Source organism: 'Chrysanthemum coronarium' phytoplasma (assembly GCF_000744065.1).
Classification (GTDB): Bacteria; Bacillota_I; Bacilli_A; order Acholeplasmatales; family Acholeplasmataceae; genus Phytoplasma; species Phytoplasma asteris.
Genome location: NZ_BBIY01000025.1, coordinates 1 through 17,989 on the forward strand (window position 1 = coordinate 1; position 17,989 = coordinate 17,989).

General features: G+C 28.0%; 14 protein-coding genes and 1 pseudogene. 2 read left to right on the plus strand and 13 right to left on the minus strand.

The window, feature by feature from the left end; translation table 11 throughout:
* The coding region (priA, locus tag OYV_RS01380) for a replication restart helicase PriA (RefSeq protein ID WP_042067918.1) at window positions 1-1,742 on the plus strand (1,742 nt) is incomplete at its 5' end.
* A 487-nt stretch (window positions 1,743-2,229) separates the two neighbouring features.
* Window positions 2,230-3,510, plus strand: coding sequence for a hemolysin family protein (locus tag OYV_RS01390; RefSeq protein WP_041624676.1), 1,281 nt, complete (start codon window positions 2,230-2,232; stop codon window positions 3,508-3,510).
* 107 nt (window positions 3,511-3,617) lie between these two features.
* Here the strand turns inward: OYV_RS01390 and pth are convergent, their stop codons facing one another.
* From pth to OYV_RS01460, 13 genes and pseudogenes are all read right to left on the minus strand, one after another.
* Window positions 3,618-4,184 carry an aminoacyl-tRNA hydrolase gene (gene pth / locus OYV_RS01395; RefSeq protein ID WP_042067926.1) on the minus strand — a complete coding sequence of 189 codons (567 nt, stop codon included), beginning with the start codon at window positions 4,182-4,184 and terminating at the stop codon, window positions 3,618-3,620.
* A 301-nt stretch (window positions 4,185-4,485) separates the two neighbouring features.
* Window positions 4,486-4,827, minus strand: coding sequence for a 30S ribosome-binding factor RbfA (gene rbfA / locus OYV_RS01405; protein WP_042067931.1), 342 nt, complete (start codon window positions 4,825-4,827; stop codon window positions 4,486-4,488).
* A 3-nt stretch (window positions 4,828-4,830) separates the two neighbouring features.
* Complete coding sequence (gene infB, locus OYV_RS01410; RefSeq protein WP_052360389.1) at window positions 4,831-6,690, minus strand: translation initiation factor IF-2; 1,860 nt, start codon at window positions 6,688-6,690, stop codon at window positions 4,831-4,833.
* Between the two features lie 159 nt (window positions 6,691-6,849).
* Window positions 6,850-7,107 (minus strand): YlxR family protein, encoded by a 258-nt coding sequence (locus OYV_RS01415; RefSeq protein WP_011160524.1) that lies wholly within the window; start codon window positions 7,105-7,107, stop codon window positions 6,850-6,852.
* A 5-nt stretch (window positions 7,108-7,112) separates the two neighbouring features.
* The gene (nusA, locus tag OYV_RS01420) at window positions 7,113-8,186 is read right to left on the minus strand and encodes a transcription termination factor NusA (RefSeq protein WP_042067933.1); all 1,074 of its coding nucleotides are present in this window, start codon (window positions 8,184-8,186) and stop codon (window positions 7,113-7,115) included.
* 242 nt (window positions 8,187-8,428) lie between these two features.
* Window positions 8,429-10,285 carry a DUF2779 domain-containing protein gene (locus OYV_RS01425; protein ID WP_042067935.1) on the minus strand — a complete coding sequence of 619 codons (1,857 nt, stop codon included), beginning with the start codon at window positions 10,283-10,285 and terminating at the stop codon, window positions 8,429-8,431.
* 207 nt (window positions 10,286-10,492) lie between these two features.
* Window positions 10,493-10,951 (minus strand): SsrA-binding protein SmpB, encoded by a 459-nt coding sequence (gene smpB / locus OYV_RS01430; protein WP_172642340.1) that lies wholly within the window; start codon window positions 10,949-10,951, stop codon window positions 10,493-10,495.
* 247 nt (window positions 10,952-11,198) lie between these two features.
* Window positions 11,199-11,753 carry an inorganic diphosphatase gene (locus OYV_RS01435; RefSeq protein ID WP_042067937.1) on the minus strand — a complete coding sequence of 185 codons (555 nt, stop codon included), beginning with the start codon at window positions 11,751-11,753 and terminating at the stop codon, window positions 11,199-11,201.
* Window positions 11,754-11,846: 93 nt separating this feature from the next.
* Entirely contained in the window at window positions 11,847-12,551 is a 705-nt protein-coding gene (locus tag OYV_RS01440; RefSeq protein WP_042067938.1) for a TrmH family RNA methyltransferase, read from the minus strand.
* A 138-nt stretch (window positions 12,552-12,689) separates the two neighbouring features.
* Window positions 12,690-13,982, minus strand: a complete 1,293-nt coding sequence (gene thiI / locus OYV_RS01445; RefSeq protein ID WP_042067940.1) for a tRNA uracil 4-sulfurtransferase ThiI — start codon at window positions 13,980-13,982, stop codon at window positions 12,690-12,692.
* 285 nt (window positions 13,983-14,267) lie between these two features.
* On the minus strand, window positions 14,268-15,908 hold the full coding sequence (locus OYV_RS01450; protein ID WP_042067941.1) for a nucleoside kinase: 1,641 nt from the start codon (window positions 15,906-15,908) through the stop codon (window positions 14,268-14,270).
* Between the two features lie 171 nt (window positions 15,909-16,079).
* On the minus strand, window positions 16,080-17,396 hold the full coding sequence (gene cysS / locus OYV_RS01455; RefSeq protein WP_042067942.1) for a cysteine--tRNA ligase: 1,317 nt from the start codon (window positions 17,394-17,396) through the stop codon (window positions 16,080-16,082).
* A gap of 166 nt (window positions 17,397-17,562) precedes the next feature.
* A pseudogene (locus OYV_RS01460) lies at window positions 17,563-17,989 on the minus strand (glutamate--tRNA ligase); the annotation flags it as partial.

The window sequence follows — 17,989 nt, forward strand, 5'->3', positions numbered from 1 at the left end:
TAAAAACTCAAGAAATCACAAGAAAAAAAGCCTTAGAATTGACTTCAAACAGCATTATTCAATCCTTAATCCGCAAAAAGATTCTTTTACAAACAGAACAAAAAATAAGTATAGTTCTAAATCACAACTTTGATTTACTTGCAGAAGACAAAAAAATAATTTTGAATGAAGAACAACAACAAATAGCACAAAAAATAAATCTTAACTACCACAAAACTTATCTTTTACACGGAAAAACAGGCTCAGGTAAAACTGAAATTTATCTCCATTTAATTACCAAAGTTCTCAATCAAAATAAACAAGTTTTATTATTGGTACCTGAAGTAATATTAATAGCTCCTTTAATGCAACGCCTCCAAGCCAAATTCACAAACAAAAATATAGCTATTTTACACAGTTATTTAAGCCCCAAAGAACATTTAGACCAATTTTTAAAAATCAAAGAACAACAAGTCTGCATTGTTTTAGGCACTCGTAGTGCTATTTTTGCTCCTTTAAATAATTTAGGAATTGTCGTCATTGACGAAGAACACGACGAGGCTTTAATAGAAAAAGAGCGCGCCACTTATGATGCAAGAACCTTGGCACAAATAAGGGCTAAATACCACAAAATTCCTTTAATTTTAGGAAGCGCTACTCCTTCTTTGGAAAGTCATTATCAAGTTTTACAACAAAATTATCAACTTTTAAGCCTTACCAAAAGAGCTTTAATTGATGCTTTACCTCCCATCGAACTTGTAGACATGAAAGAAGAATTAAAAAAAGGCAATTTAGAACCTTTTTCCCAAACCCTCAAACATTCATTAAGGGAAGTTCTAGCCAAACAACAACAAGCCATTTTATTTATCAACACTAAAGGTTTTGCACCATTTGTTTTATGTCGTTTTTGCGGCTTTGTCCCCAAATGCCATAAATGCAACAATAGCCTTACTTTTTATCAAAAACAAGAACTATTAAAATGTAGTCATTGCAACTATAAAGAGCAATTTACACCAAAATGCATGCGCTGCTACAAAGAACAAATAAAAGAAGTAGGCGTTGGTATCGAATACATCGAAGCTTATCTCCAAAAAGAATTTTTGCAAGCAAGACTTATCAAATTTGATTCAGATACTATCACAAAAATTAGTCAATACGAAAAATTATGGAACGATTTTAATCAAGAAAAAGCAGATATTTTGTTAGGAACTCAAATGATTGCCAAAGGACTTGACTTTCACAAAGTTACTTTAGTAGGTATTTTAATGGCAGATTATTTACTCAAAATTCCTAGTTTTAAAGGCTCAGAAAAAACCTTTCAATTACTCATTCAAGCAGCAGGACGTTGTGGCAGAAAAGAACAAGGCAAAGTAATTGTGCAAAGCTATAATATAGACCATTTTTCAATTAATGCGGCAGTCAAATATGAAGAAAAGGAGTTTTTGAGACAACTTTTAGAAGAAAGAAAAATGTCACAAAACCCTCCATTTGGATACCTGAGCCAAATTTTAATCTCTCATAAAGATTTTAAAAAAACTTTTGATATTGCTTACCGCATCAAAGCAGTATTGGCCAATCGCTTTTCACACAAAATAACTGTTTTAGGTCCTGTTTTATCACTTATTCCTAAAAAAAATAACCGTTATCGCTGTTTATTGACACTAAAATATAGCATTTGGCCTTTGGATCTAGATTTTATTTTGGAAAACAACATTCACCAAGATGCTTTAATTATTTTTGATAGGTTTGCTAATTTATTGTAAACAAATTATAAAATACAAAGATAAATTAAAATTGCATGGAGGCAAAAAAAGAAACGCCAAACCAAAAGGCAACAATAATAGCAAACAGAAGTTTTTGAAAATAGTCATCAATTTTTTCAATTACCACAAATCACAAAAAAATCACAAAACCAAAAGAAACACCCAAATAAAATTACTATTCTTTTTTATTGCTTTTATTTTCCATTAACAAAAAAATATGTACCACAAAAGCGAGCAAAAAACAATGAAAAACCAGCAATTATTTTACTTTATAAATTGACATTTTTTATTATTTATGTTAAAATGAAATCAGTTAGTTATTAAAAATATAAATTAAAAGCGAGGTATTATTTCAAAAAAATATGGACGATAGTGATAGTATAAAATTTAGCACAATAAAGATCTTTGAAAAAAAGACGTTTGTGGGTAAAAAATCAAATTTAGCAAATAATAAAATGTTCATTAATGCCAAAAGGTGTTTTTTCTTATGAATCCGATAGTCATATTGATTATTTTAATCGCATTAAATGCTTTTTTTGCAGCTTGCGAAATATCTTTTATTTCTACTAACGAAAGCAAAATTGAATTAGATATCAAAAAGGGCAATAAAAATGCTCTAAGAGTCAAAAAAATCAAAGCCAAACCAACCACTTTTTTATCAGTAATTCAAATTATGATTCACATCATTACTTTTTTTCAAGGAAATATTGTAACATCTTGTTGGCTAAGAGAAACAGAAGGGCATTTTTCATTACATAACATCGGAATTGAGGCTTTAATTATTACCCTTTCTATTATTTTTGGAGAATTAATTCCTAAACGCATAGCAATGCATGCACCTTCCAAAATTGCTTATCTTTTTTCTGGTTCTATTTCCTTAATTGCTTGGTTAATTACGCCTTTGGTTTGGATTTTGACTCAAGTAAGTGATCTTTTTCTTATTGTTTTTGGACTAAATCCTAACAAAAATAGCATACAAGTCTCAGAAGACGAACTACGCTTAATGTTAACTTCAAGTTATCAAAAAGGCATCATTGACAAAGATGAAAATAAAATGATTCAAAATATTTTTGAATTTGATCACACAAACATTTCTGAAGTAATGCGCCACCGCACCGAAGTAGTTGCAATTGATGTTGAAATTAACAAAAAAGAATTAATTAAAACTATCCAAAATGAAAAATACACACGTTTTCCAGTTTATGAAAATAGTATTGATAATATTATAGGCATTTTACATGTTAAAGATATTTTTAATTATTTAATGTCCTCAAACCCAAATAAAATTTTTGATTTGAAAAAATTCATTAGAAAACCTTATTTGGTCCCAGATACAAAAAATACTAATGAATTTTTCCGCGAAATGAAAAAAACCAAAACCCATATGGCAATAGTAATTGACGAATATGGTGGCACAGCTGGAATAATTACTTTTGAGGATTTAATTGAAGAGATCTTAGGTGAAATTTCGGATGAATACGACAACGAAGAGCTAATGATTAAAGAAGTTGCCAAAAATGAATATATTGTTAATGGATTTGCTGATTTAGAAGAGGTCGCAGAAGCAATTAAATTAGAATTTAGCACTGAAGATTATGATACTTTAAGTGGTTTTTTAATAGGACAATTGGGAAGATTCCCCAAACCAAATGACAAAAATACCGAAATCATTTACAAGAATTTTAAATTTACAATCTTAAAACACAATGATAAAGTAATTTCTCAAATCAAAATCACAAAAATAGATTTAAAAGAAGAAATAAAATAAATAAAAAGAGCAAATATTTTCATATTTGCTCTTTTTTTATGCCTTTATAAATTTGTTCAATTAAGAAATCATTTATTTTCAAATAAATAATAATGGGTAATACAAAATCAAAGTTTAGAATTATACCCATTCATTAAAATATTAAAATCCACATCTTGGATAAAATTAAATATAATTTTATTAATAATATTAATGTTTTTTAAAATATTTTTTTGACTGCTTGCATTGACAGGCGTTAAAAGATATTGATCCAAAGGCATGCAAGAATCTAAACTTACTCCTATTTTCAACCTTTTAAATTGTTTAGTGCCTAAACGATCAATAATATTCCTTAATCCGTTATGCCCTCCATGACCACCTTGCATTTTTAACTTTAATTTGCCTTCATCCAAATAAATATCATCTACAATAACTAAAATATTTTCTATCTTAATGCGATATTTATTTATAATTTTTTTTACCACTTCACCTGATAAATTCATATACGTTTGTGGTTTAATCAATAATGATTGGTGGTTGTTAAAATTAATTTGATAAATGTGGGCGGTTTTGTCTTCCTTCAAGATTTGATATTTATTTTGACTTAAAAAAGAATCAACAACACCAAAACCAACATTATGACGAGTGTTTACAAATTTGGTACCTGGATTGCCCAAACCTACAATAAGTTTCATCGTTTTTCCTTTCTTTTTGTTGTGTTTTATTATTTCATTTTATTATTTATGATAAGCAAAAACAAAAAAGCAAAACAAAAGCCGTTTGCAAATTTATTTTTGCAATTATATATTTGAATTATTTTACTAATTACATTATTTTTTGGAATTGCACAAAGAAAAGTGATTTTAATTTTTGTATTTTGTGCGCAAATTATTTTTAATAAAAAAGATAACAAAATACCAACGCCAATAAAGAAAAAAGATGCCTTTATTAAAGCATCCCTTATATAAATTATTGAAACAAATAACAAAGAAAGAATTATTTATTAATATCTTTTAAAATATTTTCTATACGGAGTCCATAAGATAAAGATTTATCATATTTAAAAACTAAATCAGGTATTTTACGAAAATTTTTAATTTTTTTAGCTAATTCCAACCGAATAACAACTTTATTTTGTTCAATAGTTTCTTCTGTTAATTTCAAAACAGTTGGATCATCGCTTAAAATAGTGTAATAAACATTAGCAAAAGACAAGTCTTTTGTTACTTTAACATCGGTTAAATTAATATATCCTATTTGTTCGTCTTGAATAACATCATTAATTAACACCAATTCTTTTTGAATTAGACTAGACAGTCTTTCAGCTGTTGTTACCATTTTTTATTCCTCTACTTTGCTTAGTTTAGATGTTTCTATTATATCATTAATTTCAAAATCATTAAAACCATTAAGTAAAATGCCGCACTCATAACCTTGTTTGGCAGATTTAATGTTGTCTTTGAGATGTTTTAAGGATGCAATTTTACCTTTAAATAAAACTTCATCATTGCGCATTACTTTGGCAAAATCGCTATTATTGACAATACCTTGTGTCACATAACAACCAGCAATATTGCCAACTTTACTGATATTAAAAATTTTTCTTACTTCTACTTTACCAGTAACCACTTCTTCAAAAATAGGCTTAATCATAGATTTTAATTTTTGTTCAATATCTTCAATAATGCGGTAAATAACATTATGAATAGTAATTTTTACTTCTTGTCTTTGAGCAGATTTGAGTGTGGAAGAAGCAGGTTTGATATTGAAGCCTATTAAAAAACTGTCTGATGATTTGGCAAAAGCAATATCTGTTTCTGTAATGGTGCCAACAGCAGCGCGCAAAAGTTGCACTTTAAGATCAGATACTTTAATTTTGGCAATCATACCTTGAAGCGCTTCCAAACTTCCTTGAGTATCAGCTTTTAAAATGATATTTAGTTCTTGCGGTTTTTCGGTTTCTAAGTCTTGTAAAATATCTTCTAAATGAAGAGGTGAAAGGGTTTTGGCTAAAGTTTCTTTAGTTTGGGCTTTTTTTTCGGCTACAATTTGGCGTGCTTGTTTTTCATTAGCAACGGCGTAAAAAATATCTCCTGCTTGAGGCACTTCTTTTAATCCTGCAACACGCACAGGTTGCGAAGGTAAGGCTTTGGTTAGTGTTTTTTTGTTTTCATCTTCCATGGAACGAATTTTTCCATAAGAAGCTCCAGCAACGACGATATCGCCTACTTTGAGGTTTCCATCACTTACAATAAAAGTAGCCACCAACCCTAAAGATTTATCAAGGCTTGCCTCAATAACTGTTCCTTGAGCTTTTTGATCGGGATTAGCTTGTAAATTTTGGATTTCACTAACTAAAAGAATAATTTCTAATATTTTTTCCAAACCTTCTCTTTTTAAAGCAGAAATAGCAATATAAGGAGTAGTGCCGCCCCATTCTTCAGGCAACAAATCATAACTAGATAATTCTTGCATAATTTGTTGTGTGTTATTATTGGGTTTATCAATTTTATTTAAAGCAACAATAATAGGAATTTGGGCTTCTTGGGCGTGCTTCAAGGCTTCTAAGGTTTGTGGTTTGACACAATCATCAACTGCTACTACCAAAATACAAATATCAGTAATTTTAGCTCCTCTAGCCCTCATCTTATCAAAAGCTTCATGTCCTGGAGTATCAATAAAAGTTATTTTATTGCCTTGGTATTCAACTTGATAAGCTCCTATGTGTTGGGTAATGCCTCCAAATTCTTGATCAACTACACGAGTTTTTCGAATGGCATCTAATAGGGTGGTTTTGCCGTGGTCAACGTGTCCCATAATAGTTACAATGGGCGATTTTTTTTGCAAATTAAGTTTTTGGTTGGGTTTGGTTTTAGTGAGGGAAGGTGTTTGCGGTTGAAGTTGTGGTGGGGATTGTTTTTCTTGGGGTTCGCTTACTTGAATATTGTAATCTTTGGCTAAAAGTTCAACAATATCTTTTTCTAAGGTTTGATTAACATCTGCTTTAAGTCCTAATTGTAATAATTTTTTAATTAAAACAGCACTGGTAATGCCAAAAACTTGAGCGATTTGAAAAACTTTGTCTTGGGGATTAAAAACATAGTTTTTACTAGCAAAATCGTTTCGCAAATCCGTTTCCTTGGATAATTTAGGGGTAGTTTTGGATGAATTTTCATTATTTGTTTTTTTGTTAAGGGTCATTTACATCCCTCCTTTAATTTTAATAATTTTTAATGCATGAAAATAAAAGATTGCAACATAAAAAATAAATTGGGCACAAAATAAAAAATGTGAAGTGTGAAGTGAACAAAAAATATTTCAAAGATGGAAAAATGCATAAATAAAATATAAAAATGTTTGCTAAGTTTGCAAAGCAATCAATTTTAAAAGAGTTTGATATATTTCTTCAGGAACTTTGGTTTTGAGTTTTTTATCTAAAAGTTTCTTTTTTTGCGACAAAATAACATATTCAAGTTTTAAAGTTAGATATGCTCCTCTTCCTTGAAGTGCTAAATTAAAATCAACAGCTACTTTTCCTTGTTTAGTGCTATTTATTCTAATCATTTTTTTGATATCTTGAATTTTTTTAGAAACTATACAAGTTCGCAAAACAGTCATTACAATTAAATTAATCCTTCTGTTTGGGCTTGATCTAAGGTTTTGATATCAATATTCCACTTAGTTACTTCCACTGCTAATTTAACATTTTTACCTAATTTACCAATCGCTAAAGAAAATTGGTCGTCAGGAACAATTGCAAGAGCATATTTGTTAATGTCGTCTTTGATGACAACTTGAAGGCATGAAGCAGGTTTGAGGGCATTTGCAATAAGTTCTTGGGGATCGTCGCTCCAAACAAATAAATCAACTTTTTCGCCTTTAAGGATTTTGATAACATTTTTAATACGGTTACTTCTTTCGCCAATACAAGAGCCAATGGCATCTACTTGAGCGTCGCAGGACAATAAACCAATTTTGGTACGTTCGCCAGAAATGCGGGCAACCCCTGCAATTTTAACGATGCCTTCTTGGATTTCAGGAATATTTTCTTCTAACACTTTAACTACAAGTCCCACATGATTACAACTGACAAAAATCTTAGGCCATTTAGTAGTTTTTCTTACTTCTGACAAAAAAACTTGAATTCTTTCGCCTACTTGCATTTCATTATTGGAAGCAATTTCTTTTTTAGGCAGCAAGGTAGTAATTTCTTTTTCTAATTCCAAATTATAAAATTTATCGTTTTCCGAAATAATTTTAGCGCTAATTAATTTGCCTTCTTGTTGTTTGAAAAAATTATAAATGTTTTCTCTTTTCTTTTTGGTAAGCTCTTCGTTGAATTGATTTTTAAATTCTTTGACAGCGTATAGATTAAAATCTTTAGGATCAACTTTAATATCAATTACTTGACCTATTTTGGCATGAGGCTTAATTTGTTGGGCTTCTTCAAGAGTAATGGGAGTTGACTCTTTTAAATTAATAGTGCTCATAGTAGCTTCGTCGGCAACCAAAAATTGTTTATATAAAATAATTTCGCTTTTGTCTTCTTTTAACTGGATTTTACAGCTTTTAACTTTATGATTTTTTTTGCAACCAGAAATCAATCCTTTAGCAAAAGCATCAATAACTTGGTCTTTATCTAAATCTCTTTCTTGAGCGATTTTATCTAAAAGTTTAAAAAAATTCTTACTAATCAAACGATACCTCCTAGTAAATGCATCTTGTTAGATGTGGGCGAATTTAAAATTAACAAACGCAACCAACTAAAACCAGATACAAAATAAAAAAAACAGTGATTTGTTACAAACACCATTTTTATCTTTTGATGAAAAAAAATAACTCATAATATAATTATATCATTTCCCAAGGAAAATAACAATTTTTTATGCATCCTTAAGGAATTTTGTGAGTAAAAAGGAGATAAAAATAATAAATTTGACTATTGGACAATATCTTTAGGAGTTAAATATAAGAAATTAGGTTTTTGGGTTTGGCTGATAAGTCCTTTCAAAATTTCTACCATTACCCAAGTATCTTGTTTGCAATATTTTTCTAAGGCTTGAAATTGCGCTTGAAATTGCAAAGGAGACATTTTAGGCAGTTGAATATAAGTTAAAAAAGCCTCAATACCATTTTGAATAACTAAATTTTGATAATTCAAATTGCAAAATAAAGGAGTAATTTTTTTGATAGAAAAAGAACCTTGCAAATGGGGATGATAAAAATTAATGCCTGCGGCTTGTTCGGAATCAAATCCTAGGTTTTGATAAAAAGTTTTGCTGCCTTTTAGAAGGTCTTTAAGGTCGAAAATACGCGCAATAATGTTTTGGATTTGCAAGGAATATTCAGGAAAAAGCAAAGATAATTCTTGAAGGCGTGTTTTTTCAAAAGCTTTATGATAAACAATAATGGAGCCTCCATCATCTAAAATGGCATTGGTTAGTTTTTCTAATAGGGTTTTTCTGTAATCGGCGTGATCGGGTGCCAAAAAAGAAACGTGATTTTTATCTTTGTTGCACAAACCAGGGGCTTTTTCGATGTGAAGTGAAAATTGAAATAAGGATTGAGTATAGGGTTTTTCGCCTTTAAATCTAGGAAAAGGACACGGAAAAGCCTCAAAATCTAAATAATAAAGAGGGTATTTTAGAGTTTGCAACCCTGCTTTAATCTTATCAAAACAATAATAAGGAAGCTTTTTTTGGGTAACTTTTTGTTGCACTTTGTTATCAAAACGATTCAACCAAGCAAAAGGAATGTCAGAAACATGATAATATTGTTGCAAAATTAACTGTTGTGTTTCGTGTTTTTGTTTGTTTTGGGAGTCAAAAAAACCTAAATGATTATAAAAATAAGTAAAAATACTGTCTTTGGAAGGGATGTTTTCATAAAAATGAAGGATTTTTTCAGGCAACAAATAATAAGCAGAAGTGTCGTTTAGCTTGTTAGTTTTTGAAGACAAATAAGAAATTAAAAGATTGGCATCATTTTCTAATATTTGAGTTCCTTGTTGTGTAATCAAAGTCAAATCAATAAAAGTAAGCAAGTTAGGATCCAAAGCCGCATTACAACTTTTGCAATCATAAACATAATCCGAATTAAGAACTACCAAATAATACTCTATTTTTTTCTTTTTTTGTGCCTCAGTTAAATTATTTTCAATTACCCATCTTTGATAAGTTAAATCATAGATGTATTTTCCTTCTTGTGATTTGGGATTAAAAAAAGTTTGCATTTTTTTTTGATAAGATGGGTTGTCTTGATTGGAGCCCTTGCAAAAAGGTGATAAGGTGTTAGGACTTGTATAATGGAAAAAGGGCATTTTTTCTTTGTTATCGTTTACAAATTGCAATTTTAAGAATTTTTTGCTAGTAGTAGTTTTAGTTTCAAAAATACGAATAGTAGTTTTGTCTTCTTGATATCCATCTAAAAAACAATAAAATTGATATCCTTGTTTATTCATTTGAAACTTTTTTTGTTGATAAGTTTCCAAAGAAAAAATAACTTCTCCTGGAAAATGTTTTTCCAAATAAGAACCTACCAAAAGCTCTAATTGTTTGTAATAAGGTTGCATAATGTTTAAATGTTTTTGGTTTAAAACAGCTTGATATTCGTCTTGATCGCTTAGATTTTCTTGTAAAAAAGCAAGTTTTTTAGCATAAGTTTCTTCATTAATTAAATCTTTGAGTTCATTGGAAAAATCCAAAAGAAACTGAGATTTATTTTGATACAAAAACTTAAAATTCAAATATTTTAAAACTTTTAAAAACTTAATAAAACGCGTTTTAGAAATTTTCATTATTGAGTCCTTAATTATTGTCTAATTTGATATCTGCATAAAAGCAAAAAATACAAAATAATTGATTATTTTGTATCATTATTATTGCAAAAATTTAATTGTTATAAATTATTGTTAAACTACAAAAAAATACAAAATATTAAGCAATTTAAGTTGGGGATTTTTAAAATTGGTTTTTTATTCATTAAAAAATACAAGGGTTAAGGGTTATTGTTTTTGATTAAAGTTTTTTAATGTTTTTTGAATACGCAATTTAGCATCAAAGTCTTTTAAAGCATTTCTTTTATCGTGTTGTTTCTTACCTTTAGCTAAGGCAATTTCTAATTTAACTAAATTTTTATTAAAATAAACTTTTAAAGGAATAACAGACAATTTTTGAGTTTTAATTTTGTTTTGAATTTGGATAATTTCATGTTTTTGCAACAAAAGCTTTTTAGTTCTATTTTCATCATATGCCAAACAACAACTAAAAGGATATTTTAAAATAGTCATATTCACTATAAAAGCTTCTTCATTTTTGATATGAATATAGGAGTTTAATAAATTAATTTTTCCTATTCTAATTGATTTTACTTCGCTTCCTAATAATTTGATTCCTGCTTGATATTTTTTCTTTTCTAAAGAATAATCATAAAATGCTTTTTTATTAGTGATAATTGTTTTCATAATTTAAACTTTTCCTTTGCAAAATGAAATAAATGCAATAATCAAATTTGAGTTAGTAAGTTTTTTTAAAAATAAGTTTGTTGTACAGTATATTTATCACCAATATTATTGTCAAATCTTTTCTTTTCAAACATTTTAATCAAATATTAATCAAATAATTTAATTACAATTGATCCTTATTAAAACTGAAAAATGATATGGAGGCAAAACACAAATAAACTTTATTTGCAAAAATATAAGAAGGTTTTTATTGCTTTTTTTCTTTCTTTAAAGAAGGTTTAATAACTTTTTGATAAGTTAAAAGACTTGTTTCAATAGCACTAAATGCTGCTTGTTTATCTTGTATAGCTTCAATAACTACTTTTTTCTTTTCCAAAGCTTTGTAATTTTCAAAAAAATGCTTAATTTCTGCAATCATTGGCAAAGGCATATCTTTTAAATCTTGTAAATGAGAAAAATACTTATCAAAAACAGGAACTGCAATTACTTTTTCATCTAATTCATAATTATCAATCATTTTAATTACTCCCAAAGGACGACATTTTACCAAAGTCATAGGATCTAGGATTTCTTGAGATAACACCAAAACATCTAAAGGATCATTGTCTTCACAATGAGTTAAAGGAACAAATCCATAATTAATCGGATATCGAAAAGCAGTTGTCAAAAAACGATCAAGCAACAAAAGACCTGTTTCTTTGTCAATCTCATATTTTTTTTTACTTCCTTGAGAAATTTCAATAACTACTATAAACTCTTCTTTGGTAATTCTTTCAGGATTAATATCATGTAATATATTCATTTTTAAACCTCTTTATTATTTTATTTATTTTATAATGTGTTTTATGATATTTTATTGTTTTATTTTTTTGCAATAAATTTTTATCTTTGGTAATTACAAAAGATACATTAAAATGCTTCCTGCAACTGCAACATTTAGGCTTTCGACATTTTGAGTGCAAATATTTACAAAATAATCAGAAAGGGCTTCTGTTTCCAAAGAAATCCCTTGTCCTTCGTTTCCTAAAACTAATACTTTTTTAGGATATTTTTTAGCATCTTCCATAGTAATATTGGCTTTTTGGGGAAAAGCACTAAAAATAGAATAGTTTTTTTCTTTAATTCCTTCTAAAAAGGATTTGGTATTGCCTCTTTTTAAGGAAAGCGAAAATAAGGCACCTTGGCTTGATCTAATAGTTTTTTCATGATAAAAATCAGCACTATGAAAACTGGCAAAAACTTGATTAAACCCAAAAGCACTAGCAGAACGCATTAAAGCTCCTAAATTAGCAGGGTCTTGAATATCATCCAAAACTAAAATTTTATCAGACAATAAATTATTCTCTGAGGTAGGTTTGCAAAGAGCCATTTGCTCAAAGACAGTTTTAGTTTGAGATAATTCTTTCATCAAAGAAGGCGCAATAAAAATCCCTGGTTTTTCCTCATTAGAAGTAAAAATGGTAACAACAGCGTTGTTTTTTTGTGCTTGTTCAATGAGATGATCACCATATACTAAAAATTGTTGATATAAATCGCGATATTTTTTTAATTGTAATTTTTTTAATTTTTTAAAAGTAGGATTTTGTTTCGATGTAATCATAAATGTTCCTTTGAATGCAATTAGTAAAGCATAAAAATATAAAATTAATTTGCATTTTAAGCTCTTTTTGAATATTATTTTATTGAATATTATTTTATTGAATATTATTTTATTGAATTGTTTTTTATCTTTTGTATTTTAATATTGACTTACAATTGTTTGCTCCGGATTTTGTTCGCAAAAATGCTTAATTGCTTCTTTTACATCAAAAAAACCATAATCACAGATATTAAATTGCAAATGTTGGTCTATATTTAGAGTAATTGTATTTTGCAAAGCATCATTTAATAAGGGAAAATAATCTATTTTTTGCTCTTCTCTTTTAGCTTTTAGAATAGTTGGTTTAGTGGTGGGATTTTGAGGCAAATAAAGAGTACAACAATCATGAAAAGCACGAATAGAAATATCAAAAGTATCAATTTGTTTAGCTATTTTAATTATTTCATTTTTATCCATAGTAACTAAAGGTCTTAAAATAGTCATACTCGTTACTTGAGTGGTTGTCTGCATACTTTCCAAAGTTTGACTTGCTACTTGTCCTACTGATTCGCCATTAATTAAACATAAATGATTGTTTTGAAAAGCAAATTGAGAAGCTAAACGATACATCATCCGACGCATAACATTAATGATATAAGAATCTAGAACTGTTTTAGTAATTGTTTCTTGCAAATATCTAAAAGGCACTAAATGCAATTTAATTTGATTACCAAAAGCATAACGACTCAAAACTTTAGCTAAATCAATTACTTTTTGGATTGATTCTAAAGGAGTTAAAGGGCTTGATTCAAAATGCAATAACTCTACTGTAATACCTTTTTTCATCGCCAAATAAGCAGCTACAGGAGAATCAATACCACCACTCATCAAAACAGTTCCTCTACCACCAGAAGAAACAGGAAACCCTCCTAAAGCTTGAGTTTCATCACTTTTTAAATAAATATAATTGTTTTCTTTTCTAATACTAACATATAAAATAACTTGAGGATTTTTAACATCAACTATTAATTTACCTTCAAACTGCTTTAAAATTAAAGGAGCAATTTGTTGGGTAAGTTCCAAACTTTTTAAAGCAAAACTTTTATCTTTTCTAGTGGTTTCTATTTTAAAAGAAGTATTTTTTGTAATTTTTTCTTGCAACAATAAACAAGCTTTTTGAACAATATCATCTAATTGTCTACTTGCTTGACTTACTACAACAAAAGAAGAAATTCCCGATACATAAGATAATCTTTTAAGAATTTCTTTTTCTAAACTTGCATCATAAATATATTCTAGATAAGCATAATCATATTTAAAATACATTTGAACGTTGCAAAGGTCTTTAATTTTATTTTGTAATAATTGTCTTAATGTATTAATGAAAGCTTTTTTATTTTTTCCTTTTAAAAATAATTCTCCAAATCTAATTAAAATTTTTTTCTGATACATAAAGTTCCTCACATCAATATTTTGTGTATGAATATTTTTGAATAAATTATATTTAAATATCTTTATACACTTAAATATTAAAATATAATAACTTTTTACAGCTTAATTATAACATGAATATAACTATTTTTGTGATACAACTGCATATTGATAAGTTTTTGCCTTAAATACTGCAATTATAATTTATACATCCTCATTTATATAATATATCTTTTTCAACAAAAAAGATTAACTTTTGCAAAAGTTAATCTTTCCATATAACAAAATATTTAATTATAAAATAATCTAAAAATAAAAAGGACTCCCACCAATAAATTCTTTTAACAAAGACTCATGAAACACTAAATTAGAATCAAAAGATTTAAAAAAACTTAACAAATTTAAAAAATACTGAGCTTTATCAAAATACTTACTTGTTTCAGGAATTTGCAATAACAAAGGAATTAAATATGGTTTCAAAACATTAAATTCATAAATTAATTCAGAATTGAAAACAAAATCAGCTTCTTGTTGATTAGGATAAATCCATCTAAACTCCCCTTTTCGCACAGAATCCCAAAACTCAAAAGTCCTTAAAATAGTAGTATTCCTAGAAATATAATCTCTTATAGCTCTTCTTAAAAACCTCACATCGGTTAAATGTAAAGGATTGTGGAAATCTAGTGATAATTGATGTTGTGGGGCAATATAGATTTGAAATTTTTGTAATCTTGGAATAAAAGGAGTAAGTTTAGGGTTTATGGCGTGTATTCCTTCTACCAAAATAATATGATTATGGGTTTGAATATCTTTTTGGGTATGACTACGAGTAACAAAATCAAATTGGGGAATAGTAGTCTTTTTGCAAGTCAGCAAATCATAGATATTTTGATTAAATAAAGTAATATTTAAGGCATCAATACTTTCAAAATCAAAGGAGATGCCATCTTTTTCTTTGGGAATATCTTTCAAAGGCAAATAATAATTATCCATAGCAATAATAAAAGTACAAATTCCAAACGCTTGTAATTGTAATTGTAATCTTTTAGCAAATGTAGTTTTTCCACTAGAAGAAGGACCCGAAATATTAATAATTTTAAGATTGGAGGCACGTTTAGCAATTTTAGCACTTAATTGTTGCAACTGATTTTGATGATTAATTTCTGCAAGATTAATTAAATTAAATTGACTTTGAGCAGTTTTGGCAAATTGATTAATTTGGGAAACATTTTGCATTTGAATAGCTTTTTTAAAAGCCAAACTTTGAGTAAGCATTTGTTCAAATAGAGGTTCTTGTTGAAAAGGAGGAATTTTTTCATCACTAAAAGGAGTTGCAAATTGCATAACAAACCCATTTTGATGATAAAATAAATGATATTTATCTAAATAACTAGTGTTAGGAACTAAACCTTGATACATATAATTACAATAGTTTCGGCAAAAATAAAGGGTAGCAAAGGAAGGAGTTTTTTGTTTGAGGAGACTAATTTTATCCCCAAATCCCAAAGATTGATAAATTTGCAAGGCTTTTTCAAGGGGCAATTTCTTTTTGGTAATATCTAATTTTTGCGATACTAACAAATGCATTTCTTCTTTAATTTTTTGAAACATTTCTGGCAAAAAGGTAATTTCTTTGGGAAAAGATACCAAAATACTAGAAGAACTATAATAAGTAAAATGTAATGAAATATTTTCAAAAAGTTTGTAAGATGCCATAGCAACTAAATATCTTAAACTAGCTTCATAAATATTTACAGCCGCAGCGTTCCAAGCGCCTAAAAAAGTAATTTGATTGATGGGGGCATGCAATTTAAAGGTAAGTTCTTTTAATTTATTATTTACTTTGGCAGCATAAACATTTTTAAGGTTTAATTGATTTTTTAAAGTCTCTAAACTAGTGTTTAAAGGAACATTTAGGGTGGTTTGATTATAATAAACTTTTAGCACGATTCCCTCTGATACTGATAATATATTAAAAACCTCAATTAAGAGGTCTTTTTCTAAATAAATAAAATTATTGTAATGTTTGTGAATTGCAATAAATAATATTGAAAAATAAAAAAAGGTAAAAAAAATAATTAAAATGTGGGGGCAAATTATTGGAGCGTTTCAAAGTTTTTAAATAAAGCCTTTATCTAATAATTGCTTTCTTAAAATATCTGCTTGGGCAAAATCTCTATATTTTCTTGCATCTTGCCACAAAAAATATGTTTGTAAGTCTGTTTTTGTTGGTTTGTTAAATGGAATTGTAATTCCTAAAATATTTAAAATTAATAATAAAGAGTTTTGAAATTGGGATAAATTATCCAAAATTTGGGTTTGATGGGCTTGTTTAATTGTTTGTTCCATTAAATCCATTACTTTATGAGTAGCCAAATCATCTTGCATTAATTGATGAAATAACTGCATTATATCTTGGTCTAAGGCTTGGCAATAAAATTGATTAACTTTTAAATAAAAATTATTTTTAGTTAAAAAATCAGTTATTTTTTGGTATTTTTGTTGGGTTTGTTCCATCAAATCATAACTAAAATTGATTGGCTTGCGGTAATGAGTACTCAAAATTAAAAGCTTTATTATGCAAGGATTGTATTGTTTTAATAAATCTTTACACCAAATAATATTTCCTAAAGATTTAGACATTTTTTGATTTTGATAATCTAATCTTTCTACATGCATAAAAAAATTAGCTAGTTTTTGGTGGCTATGGGCGTGTGTTTGGGCAATTTCATTTTCATGATGAGGAAATTTTAAATCTGTACCTCCTCCATGAATATCCAAAGGCAATTTAAAAAGTTGTTCAATCATAGTTGCACATTCAGTATGCCAACCAGGACGCCCTGCAAACCAAGGACTTGGGTATGTAATACCTTGCGAAGTTTTTTTCCATAAAATAAAATCTCCTGGAAATTCTTTTTGAGGGTCTAATTGTTTACGTGCATTTTGTTTAAGTTGGGATAAATCTTGTTTTTTGAGTTTACCATAATCATCAATTTTAGATACACGAAAATATATTCCTTGATCGGTAAAATAAGCAAATCCTTGGTCTAAAAGAGTTTGGATGTAGACAATCATATAATTGATATATTGAGTAGCTTGAGGTTTAAAATTAATGGTTTGAATGTTTAGGGTTTTGAGGAGATTGTTGAAAGATTTAATATATTTATTGGCTAAATCTTGTTCCAAAACTTGGTTTTTAAGGGCATTTTCAATAATTTTATCATCAATATCAGTAATATTTACTACATAATATACCCTAAAATTAAGCATTTCTAAATATCTTTTCACTGTATCAAAAAAAATTAACGGTCTGGTGTTTCCTAAATGCAGGTGATTATAGACAGTAGGTCCACAAACATACATGTTAATTTGGGGCGGATGGGCAGGGTTAAAAAATTCTTTTTTGCGAGTTAAAGAGTTATAAATTTTTAGCATTAAAGAAATCCTTTTTGTTTGGAAAATGGCATAAAGAAAAATGAGGGGGCAAATAAAAGAAAAAAATAAGGGTTAAATTGCGATGAAATGAATTATATAAAATAAAATGATAAGTAAATTAAATTAATTATGAAATATATAAATATTATTTTTCAAATGGAATTAATTAAAATTTTTGGGCTTGTTCTAAAACATAAGATAGATTTTTAAGTACTTGTTTTTTTCCTAACAATTCTAATAAAAGGGCGATACTGGGACCATGCATTTTGCAAGTAGTTCCGATACGCAAAGCCATAAAAAGTGTTTTTTTAGCAAAATCATTTTGGTTAGTAACTTGTTTAATGGAATTAGCAATAACATCTTTTTCAAATACAATAACATCAAAAACATTATAAAAAGTTTTTAAAATAAGGGTTGTTTGGGGATTAGTTTGTAAAAAATGTGTAGCTTCTTGCGATAAAAAAGGTTTGGATTGAAAAAAAAGTTGATAAAAATCTGTGATTTGTTGCATATAATTCATTCTATCTTGAAACAAAGCCACAAATTTAGTCATCCACTCTTTGTCATTTGTAGGAGCGGTTGTAAGAGCTAAA